10 protein-coding genes are annotated in these 17,985 nt (G+C 44.6%); 2 read left to right on the forward strand and 8 right to left on the reverse strand.

What is annotated here, in order from left to right:
- Nucleotides 1-365: 365 nt before the first annotated feature.
- Together BXY_RS15400 and BXY_RS15405 are read right to left on the reverse strand one after the other, a co-directional pair.
- On the reverse strand, nt 366-2,363 hold the full coding sequence (locus BXY_RS15400; protein ID WP_015532393.1) for a tetratricopeptide repeat protein: 1,998 nt from the start codon (nt 2,361-2,363) through the stop codon (nt 366-368).
- A gap of 105 nt (nt 2,364-2,468) precedes the next feature.
- On the reverse strand, nt 2,469-3,254 hold the full coding sequence (locus BXY_RS15405) for a Cof-type HAD-IIB family hydrolase (protein WP_004316729.1): 786 nt from the start codon (nt 3,252-3,254) through the stop codon (nt 2,469-2,471).
- A gap of 68 nt (nt 3,255-3,322) precedes the next feature.
- Between BXY_RS15405 and BXY_RS15410 the strand changes: the two genes are divergently transcribed.
- Nucleotides 3,323-4,495 (forward strand): MalY/PatB family protein, encoded by a 1,173-nt coding sequence (locus tag BXY_RS15410; protein WP_009040079.1) that lies wholly within the window; start codon nt 3,323-3,325, stop codon nt 4,493-4,495.
- A gap of 319 nt (nt 4,496-4,814) precedes the next feature.
- On the opposite strand, the gene BXY_RS15415 is transcribed toward BXY_RS15410, so the two are convergent.
- From BXY_RS15415 to BXY_RS15440, 6 genes are all read right to left on the reverse strand, one after another.
- Nucleotides 4,815-7,580, reverse strand: a complete 2,766-nt coding sequence (locus BXY_RS15415; protein ID WP_008642184.1) for an alpha-L-rhamnosidase — start codon at nt 7,578-7,580, stop codon at nt 4,815-4,817.
- Nucleotides 7,580-8,983 carry a rhamnogalacturonidase gene (locus BXY_RS15420; protein ID WP_008642186.1) on the reverse strand — a complete coding sequence of 468 codons (1,404 nt, stop codon included), beginning with the start codon at nt 8,981-8,983 and terminating at the stop codon, nt 7,580-7,582. The genes BXY_RS15415 and BXY_RS15420 overlap by 1 nt, the downstream gene beginning before the upstream one ends.
- Complete coding sequence (locus tag BXY_RS15425) at nt 8,980-9,582, reverse strand: DUF4450 domain-containing protein (protein ID WP_008642188.1); 603 nt, start codon at nt 9,580-9,582, stop codon at nt 8,980-8,982. The genes BXY_RS15420 and BXY_RS15425 overlap by 4 nt, the downstream gene beginning before the upstream one ends.
- Nucleotides 9,533-11,068 carry a glycoside hydrolase family 28 protein gene (locus tag BXY_RS15430; RefSeq protein WP_008642190.1) on the reverse strand — a complete coding sequence of 512 codons (1,536 nt, stop codon included), beginning with the start codon at nt 11,066-11,068 and terminating at the stop codon, nt 9,533-9,535. The genes BXY_RS15425 and BXY_RS15430 overlap by 50 nt, the downstream gene beginning before the upstream one ends.
- Before the next feature lie 55 nt (nt 11,069-11,123).
- Nucleotides 11,124-12,362, reverse strand: a complete 1,239-nt coding sequence (locus BXY_RS15435; protein WP_008642191.1) for a rhamnogalacturonan acetylesterase — start codon at nt 12,360-12,362, stop codon at nt 11,124-11,126.
- A gap of 130 nt (nt 12,363-12,492) precedes the next feature.
- Nucleotides 12,493-15,369, reverse strand: coding sequence for an exo-beta-1,4-galactosidase (locus BXY_RS15440; protein ID WP_015532394.1), 2,877 nt, complete (start codon nt 15,367-15,369; stop codon nt 12,493-12,495).
- Between the two features lie 243 nt (nt 15,370-15,612).
- Between BXY_RS15440 and BXY_RS15445 the strand changes: the two genes are divergently transcribed.
- Entirely contained in the window at nt 15,613-17,970 is a 2,358-nt protein-coding gene (locus BXY_RS15445) for a family 43 glycosylhydrolase (protein ID WP_208946826.1), read from the forward strand.
- The last annotated feature ends 15 nt before the right edge of the window (nt 17,971-17,985 follow it).

The following is a 17,985-nucleotide window of genomic DNA, read 5'->3' on the forward strand; positions in this document are numbered from 1 at the left end:
CTGCAAAATTCCCATTTAACCGCTAAATTCTCATTTAACCGCTAAATTCTCATTTAACTAATAACCTGTACCGTGATGGATGAAAAAGAATTTACCACAGATCTATAGGTTATACAGAATTTGAGAATTGCCTATAAAGTAATCCTTTTTTCGGATTGATCCGAATCTAGTCTGTAAATATATTTGTGTATGATTCGCCAAAGGAGACAATGGTTCTACAAGGGGGTGTAGGTGGGGGATCCGTTCCTCGGTGAGCAATGCTCTCTTTCTCGGTGAGGAACAGGTCTTTCCTCGGTGAGGAACGGGGTGTTGGTCGGTGAGGAAGAAAACGGACGGTTTCCGTCTTCTTCTTTTATGTAGATTTATTACTTCTTCTTTTTCTTCAGTTCCTCTGCAATTCTCCATTGTAACGCAGCTTCCACTTCTTTTCCGGCTTTTAACAGGGCATCCCCGAAAAGTTCGTGTGCGCCGGCGTGTTCGGGTTTCAGGCTGGTGGCTTTGTCCAGGTCGGCGATGGCGCCTTCTGTGTTTTCTGTTTTTAGTCGGAGCTTTCCACGGTTATAGACTGCTTTAAAGTTTGCAGGATGGAGGCTGACTGCGGTGTTGAAACAGTTTTCAGCGTCGAAGTACTCTTTGTTGTTGAAGAGTGTGATTCCTTTTCTTATCCAGGCATCTATGTAGTTGGGGTCGAGGCTAAGGGCTTTGTCGTAGTTGGCGAGGGCGGCACGTACGTCGTGGGCTTGGGTGATACATTCGTTTCCCATTAACAGGTACTCGTGGGCGTATTGTCGTATACGTTCCTGTTGTTCGCGCATCTGTTCTTTGAGCTTCTTGTTCTGCTCTTTCAGTGTATTGATGATGCCGAGTTTACGGCGGATCAAACGACGGGGAACAGGTTTCTCAATATCGTAGCGGGAATGGATGGCACGGAAAAACTGTTCCAGACATTCTTCCATATCCCCTTTGTCGAAGGCACGTGAAGCAGCGGCATATTGCACATCGGCTTGTGCTTGTTTCAGGGCTTTGTCGATGGCTTGGCGGTTGTTGAAGCGTCCGGCAAAGTTGACGATTTCGGGACGGACGAAGACATCGGCACGGTTGACAGGCTTTTTGAGTTGGATGCCGTCCAGTGAGGTACAACGGCTAAGTGCTACGTATGCTTGTCCTCCGGCAAATACACCGCCGGTGAAGTCGATGACTACACGGCTGAAGGTCAGTCCCTGACTTTTATGAACAGTGATGGCCCATGCTAACCGGATAGGGTATTGAGTGAAGCTGCCTAATACTTCTTCTTCTATTTCTTTTGTTTTTTCGTTGTAGTGGTAGCGGATATTACGCCATGATTCCAGTTTTACGTCACATTCTTTTCCATCGTCGGTGATGACGTAGATCGTTTCTTCTTCCTCATCAATTCCGGCAATGACACCAATCGTACCGTTTACCCACCTACGATCGAAATCATTTTTGATGAAGATGATTTGTGCACCGGGTTTGAGTACAAGCTCTTGTGAAGTAGGCAGACTGCTTTCCGGAAAATCTCCTTCGATAACTCCTTCAAAAGTAATGGGTTCTCCGGGGAGCTCTGCTAATTTCTTCTCATTAATGGAGTCGACCGTATCTCTTCGGGTGGCGAGTGTGATGTACATATCTGCTTCAGATTCTTCAATCTGGCTTCCGTAGCGGGTGTTGAGCAGTTGCAGGTCTGCGGCTCCGGCTGTATTGGTGCGGATATGGTCGAGGACACTGACGAATACAGGGTCCGTCTGTCGATATACTTTTTGAAGTTCGATAGAGACGAGGTCTATTTGTCCGAACACTCTGGCAGAGAAAAAGTAGGGGGTGGGATAGAAGCGGTTCAAAATTTCCCGCTCATCGTTCTTTACAACGGGTTCCAGTTGGAAGACGTCTCCTACCAATAAGAGTTGTTTTCCACCGAAAGGTTCGCGCAGATTATGTGAATAAACTCGTAAGATACGGTCGATGGCATCGATGATGTCTGCCCGTACCATAGAGATTTCGTCGATAATGACCAGTTCTATTTGTTCCAGCAACTTACGATGTGGCTTGGTGTATTTGAAGAACTCGTGAATACGGCCACGTTGGAGACTTAAATTAGGATCATCCGGCAATAACGGATAAAAAGGTAATTTAAAGAAGCTATGCATCGTACTTCCACCGGCATTGATTGCGGCAATTCCGGTCGGTGCAAGTACAACATGCTTCTTCTTGGTATGCTCGCAGACATAACGCAGGAATGTAGATTTTCCCGTACCGGCTTTTCCTGTCAGAAAAACCGATTGACGGGTATATTGAATCAGATTCAGTGCATCCTGAAACTCAGCGTTGTTAGTGTCTACGCTCATAATATAATAATATGCAAATTTGTTGATGTGCTAATTTGCCAATACGTTGTGTCATGAAATCGCGGGATAATAGTTTTTTGGGCGCATTGGTAAATCGGCACATTATTAAATAATTCCGAAATGTTTCATTGCCTTACTTATTCCGTCCTCGTCAATGGGAGCCGTAACGTAATCGGCAGCGGCTTTCACGTCTTCCTTAGCCTGTCCCATAGCAACTCCGATAGCTGCGTGGCGAAGCATAGTGATATCATTTCCTCCATCTCCGAATGCCATTGTTTCTTCCAACTTTATGCCGAAGTAACGGATGATTTCATCAATCCCTTTCTGCTTGGTGTCTCCTTTGGCTGTTATGTCTGCGAATGAGGGATACCAGCGTCCGATTTCGCAGGTGGGGATAGACGGACGGATTTCTTTTTCTTCTTCCTCTGTGATAAAAGGAGTCATCTGTATAATTTCCTTGCTTGTTGCTTCTTCAAAAGATACAGTAGGAATGACATTCACATGCAGAAAATCGTAGAATATCTTTTTCACCATATCATCAGGTTGGCAGACAGAAATATGATGTTCCTCTACGAAAATGCAGGGAACACCTTTCTTCTCGCAAAAAGCTGCCATTGCTTTCACTTCTTCCTGTGGTATGGCACTTTTATAAATAACCTGTTCACCGACAAAACAATAGGCTCCGTTCATGGTTATATATCCATCGATAAGGTTCCGGTCCTGCAATTCGGAAAGATTGTTGATAATGGCTTTCGGGCGTCCGGTAGCGATAAATATCTTCAGCCCTTTTGCGTGGGCAGCTTCCAACGCCTCGATGGTAGAAGACGGTATACGGTGAGTTTCAAAACTGACCAGCGTTCCGTCTATATCAAAAAATAAAGCTTTCGTCATAAATTCCTTTTTGAATTGAGTACAAATGTACTACTTTTGTCTCACATAACATAAAAACATTATGCAGTATGAACTATAATTTTGATGAAATAATAAACCGTAACGGTACAGATTCCGTAAAATGGGATGCTGTAGAAAGCCGTTGGGGACGCAATGACTTGATTCCAATGTGGGTAGCTGATATGGATTTCCGTACGGCTCCTTTTGTAATAGAGGCTTTGAAAAAACGGCTGGAACATGAAGTGCTCGGATATACTTTTGCTTGCAAAGAATGGTCGGAGTCTATTGTTAACTGGGTGAAAGAGCGTCATGGCTGGACGATCCGTGAAGAGATGTTGACTTTCACTCCCGGTATTGTCCGCGGATTGGCTTTCGTTATTCAATGTTTTACGCAAAAAGGTGATAAAGTAATGGTCATGCCTCCTGTTTATCATCCTTTCTTTTTGGTAACACAGAAGAATGAGCGTGAAGTAGTATACAGCCCATTGGTACTGAAAGATGGACAGTATTATATCGACTTTGACCGTTTTCGCCGGGATGTACAAGGATGCAAATTATTGATTTTAAGTAATCCCCATAACCCGGGCGGACGCGTATGGACAAAAGAGGAACTTTCTCTAATTGCTGATATCTGTTATGAAAGCGGTACTTTGGTGATCTCTGACGAGATTCATGCCGACTTGACCTTACCTCCTTATAAACACCCTACTTTTGCTTTGATTTCGGAAAAAGCACGGATGAATTCACTTGTCTTTATGTCTCCGAGCAAAGCATTCAATATGCCGGGGCTGGCCAGTTCTTATGCAATCATTGAAAATGATGAACTTCGTCACCGTTTCCAGAAGTATATGGAAGCAAGTGAATTCAGTGAAGGGCACCTGTTTGCTTATCTTAGCGTAGCGGCTGCTTACAGTCATGGAACAGAATGGCTGGATCAAGTGGTATCCTATATTAAAGGAAATGTGGATTTTACAGAAACATATTTAAAAGAACATATTCCTGCGATTAAAATGATTCGTCCGCAAGCCTCTTATCTTATTTTCCTAGATTGTCGTGAGTTGGGACTTAATCAGAAAGAACTGAACCGCCTTTTCGTAGAAGATGCTCATCTGGCATTGAATGACGGAACAACATTTGGCAAGGAGGGGGAAGGGTTTATGCGATTGAACATCGCTTGTCCGCGTGCAGTGTTGGAACAGGCATTGAAACAACTGGAACAAGCTGTGATAAATTTAAAGTAGCTCAAGCAAGAAATAATCTGCTGCTATATTATATTTAGTTGTTTTCCTTGAAGAGAATATCTTCTTCGTTCCCTAATGAGTTTTCGTTTGACTTAAGTCGAACGATAGAATAACTTAAGTCAAACTATCGCTTAACTTAAGTCAAACGAAAACTGGAATACAAGTTCGATCACTATTTATAGGAGGAAAGATATAAAAATTACTAGTGAAGGAAATTATCTTTCACTAGTAAGCAGAAGATCATCTGCTAGTTTATACCCCCCCGAACTGTTTACACTTCTGTGCCCTTTGCGTCCTCCTGTGGTGAATAATGATTTCCTTACTCTTGTATAAAATCTACCGGAATCAATCGTACTTCACTATTCAAACCGGAAGGCATAGGAGCCCAATGCCCATAATTAGCCGGACGATATCTTAAATCTACAATATTGATTTCCTTGAATTTGCGCCACTGCACTCTCTGTCTGTCCAATTCTGCAATCCGATTCGCAGGGAGGTTAGTGACTTCTATCTCGATGTGGTTTTTTCCAGGTTTCAGGAATTGCCCTACCTTAAGCTGATAAGGTACTGCCCATACACAGCCTGCTTCCTGTCCGTTGATTCGGACACGGGCACTTTCGCGTACGTCTCCCAAGTCAAGAATCCAGTTGTCAGCTTTCAGAGCCGGCAACTCAATATCCAAAGAATACACGCCAGTTCCCATATTTGTTTGGGCTGCCGGATGATCTATGTTTGTCCATGAACATGGACGGTCTATATCAAATGTACCCTGAATCTCCGGTTTACTTTCAGCAAAGTGCAATTTCCAGCCATGGTCCAGGCGAAGACTAAAGGGGTGTTCTTTTACATACTTCCACGGCTTGGATGCCTGTAAAGGTTGTCGGTATGTTTGCAGGATGATAGATTCGCCCGATTTTAATTGCAGATAGACTTGTGTCTTTCCGTCTACCTGACGCACTTTCGCCTCTCCGCATTCTCCGGTCATGGGGTTAAAGAGAGCGGCTGTTTCGGCATTTGTACCTAAAGTAATCCAACCATCTACTCCTTTGTTCTGCAATGAAGAGATGAAGTAATGATGTCCTGTGTCATTGACTCTCCGAATGGTCTGCAACCCGAATTTTGTTTTCATTTCTTCCGCAGGGATATTGCAACTGGCTAATGTACGTGCATAATCCGTTCCGGTGATAATCTTACCTTTCCCAATCGGAGTAACGGTTGTTTCTGAAAACGATACGGCAGGCAAATTCTTCAAAGTTTGTTGATAACTTTTTCGCTTCTGATCCAACTGACCATATCCCGGTACATCTGTCGGATAGTTTTCGAGGAATACAATGGTAGCTCCTTGCTTGGCTAGTTCATAAAGATGCGCCAGCACATCACTCGGCATCAAGTGCGCGGCAGGTACTACCAGTGCTTTATAACCAGTGCCGCCCGATGTAACTAACTGTCCGTTCTTGAAACGGGTACTGCGAATAAAGTTGTCAGAGATATAATCCCCGTCATATCCGCTGTTATTAATACGATGGATAGCATTGATAAATTTGGGAGCGAGTTTATCCATGTGGTGGATGGTGAACAGTAACAATCGTCCCGGTTGCTCGTTCCACATGTCATATACCGGAAGATAAATCAGGAAATCATTATCCGGCCGTCCCATTTGCAGAAAACTCTGACAGCGGGTAATGTAATGGAAGAAAGAAGGGGCATCACGCCAAATACTGTTCGTCGGACTCATATTGATAGAAGCATAGAATAGCCATCCGGGCCATTCGGCTTCTTTCGGAGAATAAGGAGTACCGTGGAAAAACATGTGATTGACTCCGGAAACAAACATCAAATCCATATCCGGTTTACATTGCGACAGGGAAGTACGGAAATGCTCCGTCAGCCATGTAAATGTTTCGGAAGAAGTATACGTTTTTCCTGCAATATGAGCTGCCGAGGAGGCATATTTCAACATAGACAGGTCCGAATCATTCTTTTTGGTCAATGAGTCCTGACGCAATCCTTCGATATGGAACTGCGACAGTCCAAAACCTTCACATTCGGGAATATCCACGGAAGCATAAATATCAATCAGGTTACCGGGCGAACCATGTGCCTGATTACGGGTGATACTGCCGTTTTTGTGTGCCCAGTCTGTCCATTGATGACTGAAGTTCTCCAATAAGAGGTCGGAAATGGTTTCCCGGTAATCCGACACGATACGTCTGCTAACTTCCGGACGATTTTCATCCAGAAACTCGGAGAAATGTTCTTCCAGTTTATACCCCCGTCTACGAGCGAACTGTTCCAGGAAATCATCCGTCCAGTCAGCTTGATAAACCTCGTATGAATCGTTGAAGAAAGTATGTGGATAACTTGTCTTGTTACTTTTGAAAGCACGGTCAAAGCGGGAAAGATAATTTTTTACCGCCTTTTTTGAGAGATGATTCATCACGTAGCCTTCTCCTCCCGGAGCTGCCCGTTTCACTTTCTGCCTTGTTTTCCCGATGTAAAGAGCAATCACTTTCCATTTGCCGGCAGGCGCTTTCCATTGCAGCTTGTCTTTTTTGACGTGAGCAGTCAGGTTGATACATTTGCCTTTTTCATCGTATGCCATCACCCGGCTTAGTACGGAAAATGGTTGTTGCTTGGGATCGGTCACATTGATATCCTGTTCAATCTCTTTGCCGCCCTCTATTTCGTATGTTTGGAAGATAGCCTTGGTAGCCGCATCTTCGATACTGACTTCAGGTCCGCCAAAAGGCCATCCTGTTCCAGTATTCATATCAATCTCGATACCCGTACGTTTTCCTTCCGCCTGTGTATGTTTAAGCATTTCCATCCAGCGGGGAGAAAGGAACTGAATATCATTCGCGTCATTACCTTGCACCCCATAGATAGGAGTAATTTCTACTGCTCCCATTCCGGTGCGTGCGTATTCTTCCAGATTATACGTCAGGTTCTTTTCGTCTACGGCACTTCCCAGCCACCACCATCTGGCACCGGGACGTGCTTCCACCGGAGTGTCCGGCCATTGTTGTGCTTGCATTACTCCACCTGCGGCGAGCAGGCAAAGAACTATCAATTGTCTTTTATTCATTATTCTTTCGGTGTGTTATAGTATTCTATGTTTTCTGTGTCATTAGTTACAAAAAGCGGTCGTCCGTCCGGTTGTTCAAAGTGGAAGCGGATGCCGTCGAAGGTAATATTCCGTGCATGGCGGATATAAAACCCTTTAGCGGGAATAGTGCCGAACATCCAGGGCTCGGGATATACTTTCTCCTGTTCGGGCGGAATACGTTTGCCATCCTCTTCGCTATATCCTCCTTTATAATAGAGGTGAATATTTCGAAAAGTTACGTCCTCAATACATGCACCCGGCACTCCGCTGATGATGGAGGCATAACGGCTGTCGGCATTCCAAACGTTGATGTTGCTGATGAGAATACGTTTCATAGTGCCCACAGGCGTACCTTCGGGGCTACGCATACGTGCACCTAACCGGAGAAAGATAGGAGCGTTGACAATATTCCTCATCGTTATATTATTGATAACAATATCTTCCAGATGTCCTCCGTCTACCGTTTCCAATGCCAGTCCCCTGCAATGTTCAAAGATACAATTAGTAATCGCAATATTGCGGAAACCTCCGCTACTTTCTGTTCCCAGTTTGATGCGTCCGGTGCGGTAACCATGATCGGGGGCTTGCGGTTCGTCTAGTTGCCAGGTGCCATCTAATACACTTCCTTTATCATAACCACTTACGTAACAATCGCTAATCGTCACATTTTCCGTATCCTGGAAGCGTCCTAAACCGTAGGATGCTTTCAATACAATGGCATCATCCCAGGGCGAGTTTACCGTGCATTGGCTGATACGTACATTCCGGCAACAATCAATATCGAATCCATCCCGGTTTGTGTCTACTTTCAGATTCAGAATAGTCAGATGATCTACTCCTGTGGCAAGCAGGGCGAAATGTCCGCAATGCAACATGGATAAATCTTTCAGAGTCACATTTCTACACTCCTTCAAGCTGATAGCTTTATTGCCTACACCCGGCAAACGGCTTTCTTCGCGAGTCAGCCCTTTACCGTAGATAAGTCCGGGCCCACTGATCGTTATGTTCTCCAGCCCGATTCCCCAAATTAAAGAATTCTTCCAGTGGCTGTGTCCGAAATCCTGATATTTGTTATGTTCATTCGGTTCGGCACTATCATATCCTTCCTCTTTTCCGGGAAAGGCGGCAAGAATACACGCACCTTGCTCCAGATACAAATGAATGTTACTTTTTAACCGGATAGAATAACAGGCATATTCTCCGGCTGGTAGGTAAACCGTACCTCCTCCGGCTTCTGCAGCTGCTTCAATCGCACGATTGATAGCAGGAGAATCGATGGTTTTTCCATCCGCTTTGGCTCCAAAGTCCTTAACGTTATAAATGGCTGCATGTATATGGATGCAACCAATTAACAGAGTGAATAATAAATAAGCTCTTTTCATTTTTTGTCGATTTTGGCAAAAATATCCGGTAACATATAATAGTTGTAATCCGCTTTTTCATTCTGTTCGTAGAAGCAGAAGTAAAGTCGGAGTGGCTTGGTGTCCTTTTCTTGAGAGGGGGATGGAGAGAGATTGCAACGTCCGGCCAATACCGGTCGGTCCGTCCGTTTGCCCGATTCGTAAAGCATCAGGGGAGTTTCATCCTTATGTCCGTTGCTCAAGCGGATATCATCGCTGGGAGTAACAGCCTGTAAAGTACGTAATTTCATACTTTCTCCATAATAGCAAGTGAAAGCCTGTCCTTCCACACTGAAGACATTGATATCCGAATCCGGCCGGCAATCGCCGAAACTCCAGAAGAGCTTATCCGCTTTTGATGTGGAAGTCACTTCTACTTCCAGAATAAATCCATGACTATCAGGCAAGGCTTTCCATTGGAAATGTATCCCTTCTACTTTTTCTTTAGGCTTCAGCCAGTGACTTTCATTTCCCTTCGATATTCCCAGCCGGAAAGTACCGGCAGGCGGAGTCAGGGATTGTGCTTGCGCATCAATGAGCAAGATTCCCAGCAGTACGGTGGTCAGGAGTTGTTTCAGCATAGTTGAAGTGGATATTACTTTGTTCATTTTCCTTTAGTTCAATAGCGTTTTTGTCTTTCATATCCAATGTGATTTCAGACAAATTGAAGTTTTTTGTATAGCAGATTTTTCCCGGTTTATTGGTCTGCGCTTCGATGGCATAAAGATAGAAATTTTCCAGACGTAACGAGTCATTCCAGCCGGAAGCAGAGATAAATTCATCTACGTTTTCTGCTTTGATCTTCGATACATACACATTGCGGAAGTGCGGATAACCTTTTTCGGGTGGTGTTACCGGAGTCAGCATTACTCTCCAATGTTCCGGAATATCTTTCCCTTCATACTCTTTAGGTAATACACTGTAACTATAACTGGGATTCCAGTTCAGATCGGCAGCCAGTACGTGGCGGACGTTTTCTGCTTTTACGTCGGTCATATAGATATTTTCGATCGTTCCTCCGCGGTTCATGGCACTCTTTAATCGTAGTACGGCCGAGGTGCCGACTGCTTGAAGATTGTATCCCAATATATTTCGTATGCTGCCGGAGGTTTCACTGCCACAGGTGATGAGGCCTGCGCCTTTGCGGGCTATACAGTTGCGTATTACTATATTTTCCGTGGGGAGATTGACACGCAATCCGTCTGCATCGCGTCCCGATTTGATACAAATATTATCATCATTGCAATCGACGTCGCAGTTTTCAATCAGAATATTAGTGGACGAGTCGATGTCGATACCATCCGTACTAGGGCCGTGTCCTCCCAAGTTATTATTAATGACCAGTCCGTCTATGGTACAGTAATTGGAATAAAGAACCTGGCATCCCCAAAAGCCTGTCCGCATCAGGGTGAATCCTTTGAGGGTAATGTCCGAACTGCGTTCCACGAGAATACCCCGTACACGTTTGCAGTCGTAATCTACGATCCAGCGTAATCCTTTCGCTTCATATTCTTTCCGCATTTCCCAATATTTATCCCAAAATACTTTGCCTCGGCAATCTAGCGTTCCCTCTCCACTGACGGCAGCATTCTTTTCGTTGACAATGTTGATTACTGCCGCGGGCCATGTCATCTCAATTCCCGCAATCCGCGAACGGAATTCGGGATAATGATGAATGTGAGGACTAGCCAGTAGAGTCACTCCTTTATCCAGTTGCAGGTTGACACCGCTTTTTACGAACAATGCCCCTGTCTGATAATATCCCGGTTGAAGGGTAACCGTGCCTCCACCGGAGACAGAACAACTGTCGATTGCTTTTTGGATAGCCTCTGTGCTAAGTACCGTGCTGTCTGCTACTGCGCCAAAAGAATTGGCGGATAAAATAAGATTGTTTCCGGGCATTTGCCGGCTTCCTACACTGTCAGCCCATGACAAATCCGGTTGTTGCGGTACTTGCCCCCATTCGAAGCTGTTACTTCCTGCTTGTTTGGCTGTTGGGGTGACGCAAGCTGCTGTCAAAAGTGTGCTTGCCAGTAGGAACAGGGGAAAGATGCTTTTGGTTTTCATATTTATCTAATGCCTGATACTTAATACTTGATACTTAATACCTAATACCTATCTCTCAATTTCCGTCCGGTTTCTCTATTTCTGTGAAAGGTGATTCGTTCCAGTGGAAAGTATTCACATCATCCGGGTGTGCCGGGTTATATGCCGGATCTATTTTCAAGTGTTTGGCTAACTCAGGTACGGCTTTCTTCATACCTTCAATCACACACTGGGCTATCTGGTAAGCGCCGTAAGGGTTAAAGTGGGTATTGTCTTCAAAAGCCTTGGTCTGTCCGGGATAAGTTCCTGCCGGATAGTGTACGAAGGCGCGTTTGGATGTTTCCGTGCCTAACGCTTCATATAGTGTCCGAGTCATTTCGTTGAGGTCAATCAAAGGTATATTTTCTTTGGCGGCCAGCCAGCGCATGGCCTCCGGATAATCTTCGTGTGTATCGCGGATATGTCCGGTTGAGTCAAAGCTCCGGCGTTGGGTGGGAGTAACCAGTATGGGATATGCTCCACGTGCCCGTGCTTCGTCGATGAATGTTTTCAGGCTGGTCATAAAAGAGTAGTAAGCTCCTTTTCCGGGACCTTTTTGCTTCTGATCGTTATGTCCGAACTCCATGAAGAGATAATCGCCTTTTTTCATCTGGCTCAATGCTTTTTTCAAACGTCCTGCTCCGATAAAAGTATTGGCCGATTCACCGGATTCCGCATAATTGGCGATGCAAACATCTGTTCCGAAGAAATGAGGAATCATTTGTCCCCAGCTAGCCCAAGGTTCGTTGTCCTGATCGACTACCGTACTGTTTCCGCACAGAAAAACAGTGATGACCGACGGATCGGCAGGTTCGATACGGATACTTTGACACACAGGTGCATCTCCATTAAATTCCAATGTCAGTTTATCATCCCAGTTCAGTTTCGCTTTCTCACGGGGCTTGATTCGTACATATTCTTTTTCGGAGATACGAGGGGTACGCTTATTGATGATAAATGTTTCGTCTACGAATTGTCCTTTTTTAGTTGGCAGGTTCTCAACAAATAGCCGGCGTGACTCACCTCTTACGGTGGTCACTCCTGCATGTTTTTTACTTCCCAGGCGTACTGTAACTTTGTAATTCCCGTCCGGAACACGGACAGAGAAGAAGAAAGGTGATTTACTCCCTTTCTCGGGTGTGGCGGTGAGGTCGTATCCGTATCCCGTCTCCTCGCTATATCGGGGTGCGTCCGACAGTTGGTAGGTTCGGACTTCTTCTTGGGCATGGACGGTTATTGTAGCCAAGAGTAGTAAGCCTATGATGGTAGTTTTCATTATAAATAATATGAATGTATATTGTTTATAGAATTTAGGCACGGATTACGCGGATTTCACGGTTTTTAGAATTACGCTTTCTATAAAGCAACAGTGTAATTCGTGTAATCTGTGCCTGATAATTTCCTTTTTAGTTAATTTTCGGTTTGAGCTCGTCCGGCGAATCTTTGGTATAAGATTTTACATCTCCTGCCACTTTGGTGAATAATGCCTGAATCAGCTCCGGAGATATTTTCTCTGTTGGACGGAAAGCATCCGAATTCATATAATCCAGGATTGCCTTGTGCATTTGTCGGGCAACGATTCGTTTCTCCGGTTGAGAGGTGATATCCATGCTGGTCATCATCAGTTTACCGTTCAATACATTTGCTTCAAACAACATTCCGATTTTCCGGCTGATGAACCAGGTGTCGATGCTTTGAACGGTTGGCTGGAATTCTGCCGGGAAGTCGGTAAATTGCATCACTTGGGCTTTATTTAATAATTCCCACCATTGCAGGTTACTATGAAATTCCGTAGGAAATTCACGGAAAAGAGGATGATATTCATTCAGGAAAATACCAGTTGTGTGCGGCGGGCGCATCTTGAACCAGGAAGTATTCCAGAATACCGGAGTAAAGTATTGTTTAACTTCTTTTCCGTATTGTATTTTGCCCGCTGCCGTAATCAAGACATTTCCTCCTTCTTTCAGTACGGAAATGGCTTTTTCATCCAGTGTGTCGGTAGTATATACGCTTCCTTGTGTCAGTTCCACTTGTGCAGGATATACCCAGAAATCCCAGTCATTGACGGCATCGCTGCCTTCAATACACACTTCCAGATTTAGTTTCTGTGGAGTATCGATCTCCTTTAGATTCATATCCACGCTGCCTAGTGCACAAAGGTTCCCAATAGGAATCGTTTGTGTGCCGACAGTTCCTTTGGCATACACCTTTCCGAACTTGTCTTTGATGGTATAGCTAGTTTTTGCTCCTTGCAAAGGGGCTGCACCAAAGTGGGAAACTTCGATGTCGGCATGGAATGTTTCATCATTGGCATATACAAACTTCGGAATACGGGCTAAGGGGACAGTCGGACTGCAAAAACGTCTGAATTGTTCCGCGTTGATATATCCTTTCTCTTCAAAAAATACATCCAGTACGCCGACCAATGCCGTTCCCTGACCCGAATAATCGTTGAGAGCCAGCAATTGGAAACCTGCATAATCGGGGGTACGCAATGTCTTTTCAATCTCATGTTTATAGCAAAGTGCCTGCAATTTGCCCGAAGCCATCATAAAATCATAACTTTGGCCTCCCATGTGATTATCATTCAGAATATCCCTGAAAATCTCAAAGTTCTTCGCCTTGTTGACTCCGGTATATTTGCGGATTTCGTTGAAATTCGGGAATACGCACCATTGACCTGTTTCATGTGATACATACGGTTGTTTCACGGTGTCTATCCTTGCACGATAATCCGATTTGCTTTCCGGTTGCGCACCTGCCCAACTCAAACCGCGTGCTCCGGCTTTCACATGGTATTCATTGTGAGGTTGCCACTGCCAGCTGTTTCCTACAGAAGCTCCTGTGTATACACGACGCGGATCTGTCGCTTTCCAATAATCGACAAACTTGCTCACCCATGCCACCCAGCGTCCGGAAGGTTCGTTACCACAAGCTAACATACAGTAAGATGCATAATTTCCGTATTCTTTAGTCAAGGCAATTGTTTCGTCCATCAGATATTTGTCAATTGGCTGACCGTTACCCAGTCTTGGTCCGTGATTCGGCCAACTCGGACCTTCCGGTTGCAGATAGAAACCGACCAGATCGGCTGCGATAAAAGCAGCTTCCGGCGGGCAGAAAGAATGAAAACGCATGTGATTCAAACCATAGTTGCGGCAAATGCGGAACACCCGCTCCCAGGAAGCTACGTCCATCGGAGCATAACCGGTCAATGGGAAATCACAGTTTTCCACTGTGCCGCGAAGCATTGTTTTGCGGCCATTGACGTAGAACCATTTTCCTTCTATCTTGAAATCGCGCATTCCAAATTGTACCTGTTTGATGTCGGCCTGTTTACCGTTGGTCAGTTTTGCCGTCAGTTTATACAGTGCAGGATTGAACTCATCCCATGTGAGGAAATCTTTTCCCATAGGAAGTTCCATCTCTATCGCATTGTCTCCCGGACGGATATGGAAGCTTTGCTGAACAGGAGCTACTTTGTGTTGAGTGTCTGTATTGAAACTTTCGGCAGAAAGTGTAATATCTCCTTTGGTGGAAGAGGCAGACTGTATGTTCATGCGTACCAGTGCTTTCTGATTATTTAAATCAGGGTATATCTGGATGTCTTCAAAATGAACTTTAGGAGTGGCCTGTAATTCAATTCGTCCTACGATCCCGTTCCAGTTACCTTGGGTCTGGTCGGTGATGCTGTGAGAGTCGGGGCCTACATTGATTTCTTTGATGCGGTTGTCGATGCGGATAGTAATCAGGCAGGTTTTGCCGGGAGTAACAGCCGAAGTCAGATCATACACATGAGGGACACAAAGACTATTCTGCATACCGAGTTCCTGTTGATTGACCCATACGGTCGTTTCGATGTGCGGGCGTTCCAGGAAAAGAGTGATTCTTTCTCCTTTCCAGTTGGAAGGTATTGTAACTTTCTTTTGATACCAGGCTACCCCTACATAATGTTTGTCGGGAGTCAGGAAAAAGGGAAGTTTCACTTGTCCTTCTATTCTGTATTTCTCCATGTATGGATTGAAATAGTAAGAGCTGTCATACAAGCTTCCGGTCCACCGGGTGCGGGCGGTTACTTCATCTCCTTTCAGCTTTTCGGGCATGGAGCCGGGGAGATTAATCTGATCATCAAGGCTTTTTTTGAACCATTGTTCCTTGGTGCCGATATCTTCCCGGTCTATCTGGAAATTCCATTTGCCGGATAAACTGAAAGAATGATTTTGCCCCGTTACGGTCAGTATAGAGGCAAATACGATGGCAATACTTACTAAAAGTTGTTTCATGATATATAGAATTGATATGTTTTTCATCTCTATTTTAAAATCTGCCGCTAAAGTAGAGCTTTTTAAGGGTTTAGTAAATAGAAAGATGTACAGATACATAGAATATTGTATCAAAATGCACTTATAGGACGGATGGTGTACAAAACTACATGGATTTGAAATATTGTCCATGCTCTTTATCTTTGAGGAGGTTGGGAGATACCTTATCTTTGCGGGGTAAACTTTTTAATCTTAAAAGGAACCATGAAAAAAGTAGTTGTTTGGATGGCTCTAAGTCTTTGCTCGGTAATGACAATCTTCGCCGGTAAGACTGCTTATCTCTTTTCTTATTTCATCAATGACAGTAAAGATGGATTGCATTTAGCTTATAGTTATGACGGGTTGAACTGGATGCCTTTGAATGGCGGACAGTCTTATCTGATACCTTCCGTCGGTAAAGATAAATTAATGCGAGATCCGAGTATTTGCCAGGCTCCGGACGGAACTTTCCACATGGTCTGGACTTCCAGTTGGACTGATCGGATTATCGGCCATGCTTCTTCTCGTGATTTAATTCATTGGAGTGAACAACAGGCTATTCCGGTGATGATGCACGAGCCGACTGCCCATAATTGTTGGGCACCTAAACTCTTTTATGACGAACCTTCGCAAACTTACTATATCTTTTGGGCAACTACCATCCCCGGTCGTCACAAGGAAATACCTACTAGCGAAAGCGAAAAGGGATTGAATCATCGTATTTATTATGTGACAACAAAGGATTTCTGCACTTTCTCAAAGACAAAGATGTTCTTCAATCCTGATTTCAGCGTGATTGACGCTGCCATTGTGAAAGATCCGAAGCTGGGAGACCTGATAATGATAGTCAAGAATGAGAATTCCAATCCGCCGGAAAAGAATTTGCGCGTTACGCGTACAAAAAAGATAGAAAAAGGATTCCCGACCAAAGTATCGGCGCCTATTACAGGAAAGTATTGGGCGGAAGGACCTGCTCCTCTTTTTGTCGGTGATACGCTTTATGTTTATTTCGATAAATACCGTGATCATCGTTATGGTGCCGTTCGCTCTTTAGATCATGGCGAAACATGGGAAGACGTGTCCGATCAAGTCTCTTTTCCGAGAGGTATCCGTCATGGAACGGCGTTTGTGGTAGATGCTTCCGTGGTGGAGGCATTGATAGCCAATCGTACTTATAATCCTTTAATCCCCGATAATGTGGCGGATCCTTCCGTTTCTAAGTTTGGTGATACCTATTATCTCTACGGAACCACTGATTTGGATTATGGTCTTGAACGTGCCGGAACACCTGTTGTGTGGAAGTCGAAAGATTTTGTAAACTGGAGCTTTGAGGGTTCTCATATTAGTGATTTCGACTGGTCGAAGGGATATGAATATACGAATGATAAAGGTGAAAAGAAAAAAGGATATTTCCGGTATTGGGCTCCCGGGAGAGTGATTGAACACGATGGAAAGTTTTATTTATATGTTACCTTTGTCAAGCCCGGTGATAAGATGGGGACTTATGTGCTTGTTGCAGATCGTCCGGAGGGTCCTTTCCGGTTTATTGAAGGAAAAGGGCTTTTTGTTTCCGGAGAAGAAGTAGATAGCCCTGCCATTATTGATGATATCGACGGAGAGCCTTTTATTGATGATGACGGTACGGGATATATCTTTTGGCGTCGTCGGAATGCGGCACGTCTTTCTGCTGACCGGCTTCATCTGGATGGGGAACCGGTGACATTGAAAACAGCCCGTCAGGGATATTCCGAGGGCCCCGTAATGTTTAAACGTAAAGGTATCTATTATTATATTTATACATTGAGCGGTCATCAGAATTATGCAAATGCATACATGATGAGCCGCGAATCTCCTCTTACAGGTTTTGTAAAACCGGAAGGCAACGATATCTTTTTGTTTTCTTCTCCCGAAAATCAAGTGTGGGGACCGGGGCATGGCAATGTGTTCTACGATGAAGGAACGGAGGAGTATATCTTTCTTTATCTTGAATACGGAGATGGTGGAACCACCCGGCAGGTATATGCTAACCGGATGGAATTTAATGATGACGGAACAATTAAGACTTTAGTTCCCGATAAGCGTGGAGTGGGGTACCTGGCAGCTCCACAAGAGAAACGGACGAATTTGTCTTTGCAGTCACATTTTTATGCTTCCAGCGAGAAAGAACCGCGCACTTCTGTGGTTAGCATTGAAACACAGCCTAACCAGCCTCTACCGGAGAAAGCCTCCGTGAAGAATTATACTCGAACGCATACTTATCAGGCTGCTCATGTAGCCGATGAATCGAATGGAACTCGTTGGATGGCAGCCGATACGGATAGCAGTCCATTCATTACGGTGGATTTAAAAGGGATTCGCAATGTCAACGAATGTCAGTTTTACTTTACCCGCCCTACTGAAGGACATACGTGGCGGTTAGAAAAATCGATGGATGGAAAAAACTGGCGGACATGTGCCGAACAAGCTAAAGTAGAAGTGCGCTCCCCGCATTTGGCGAAGGAGATAGGGGAGGCCCGTTATCTTCGTCTTCATATCCGCAGGGGAGATGCTGGATTGTGGGAATGGAAAATCTATGAGAAATGATAATTTTGCGGAGTA

This window comes from Bacteroides xylanisolvens XB1A (genome assembly GCF_000210075.1).
Classification (GTDB): domain Bacteria; phylum Bacteroidota; class Bacteroidia; order Bacteroidales; family Bacteroidaceae; genus Bacteroides; species Bacteroides xylanisolvens.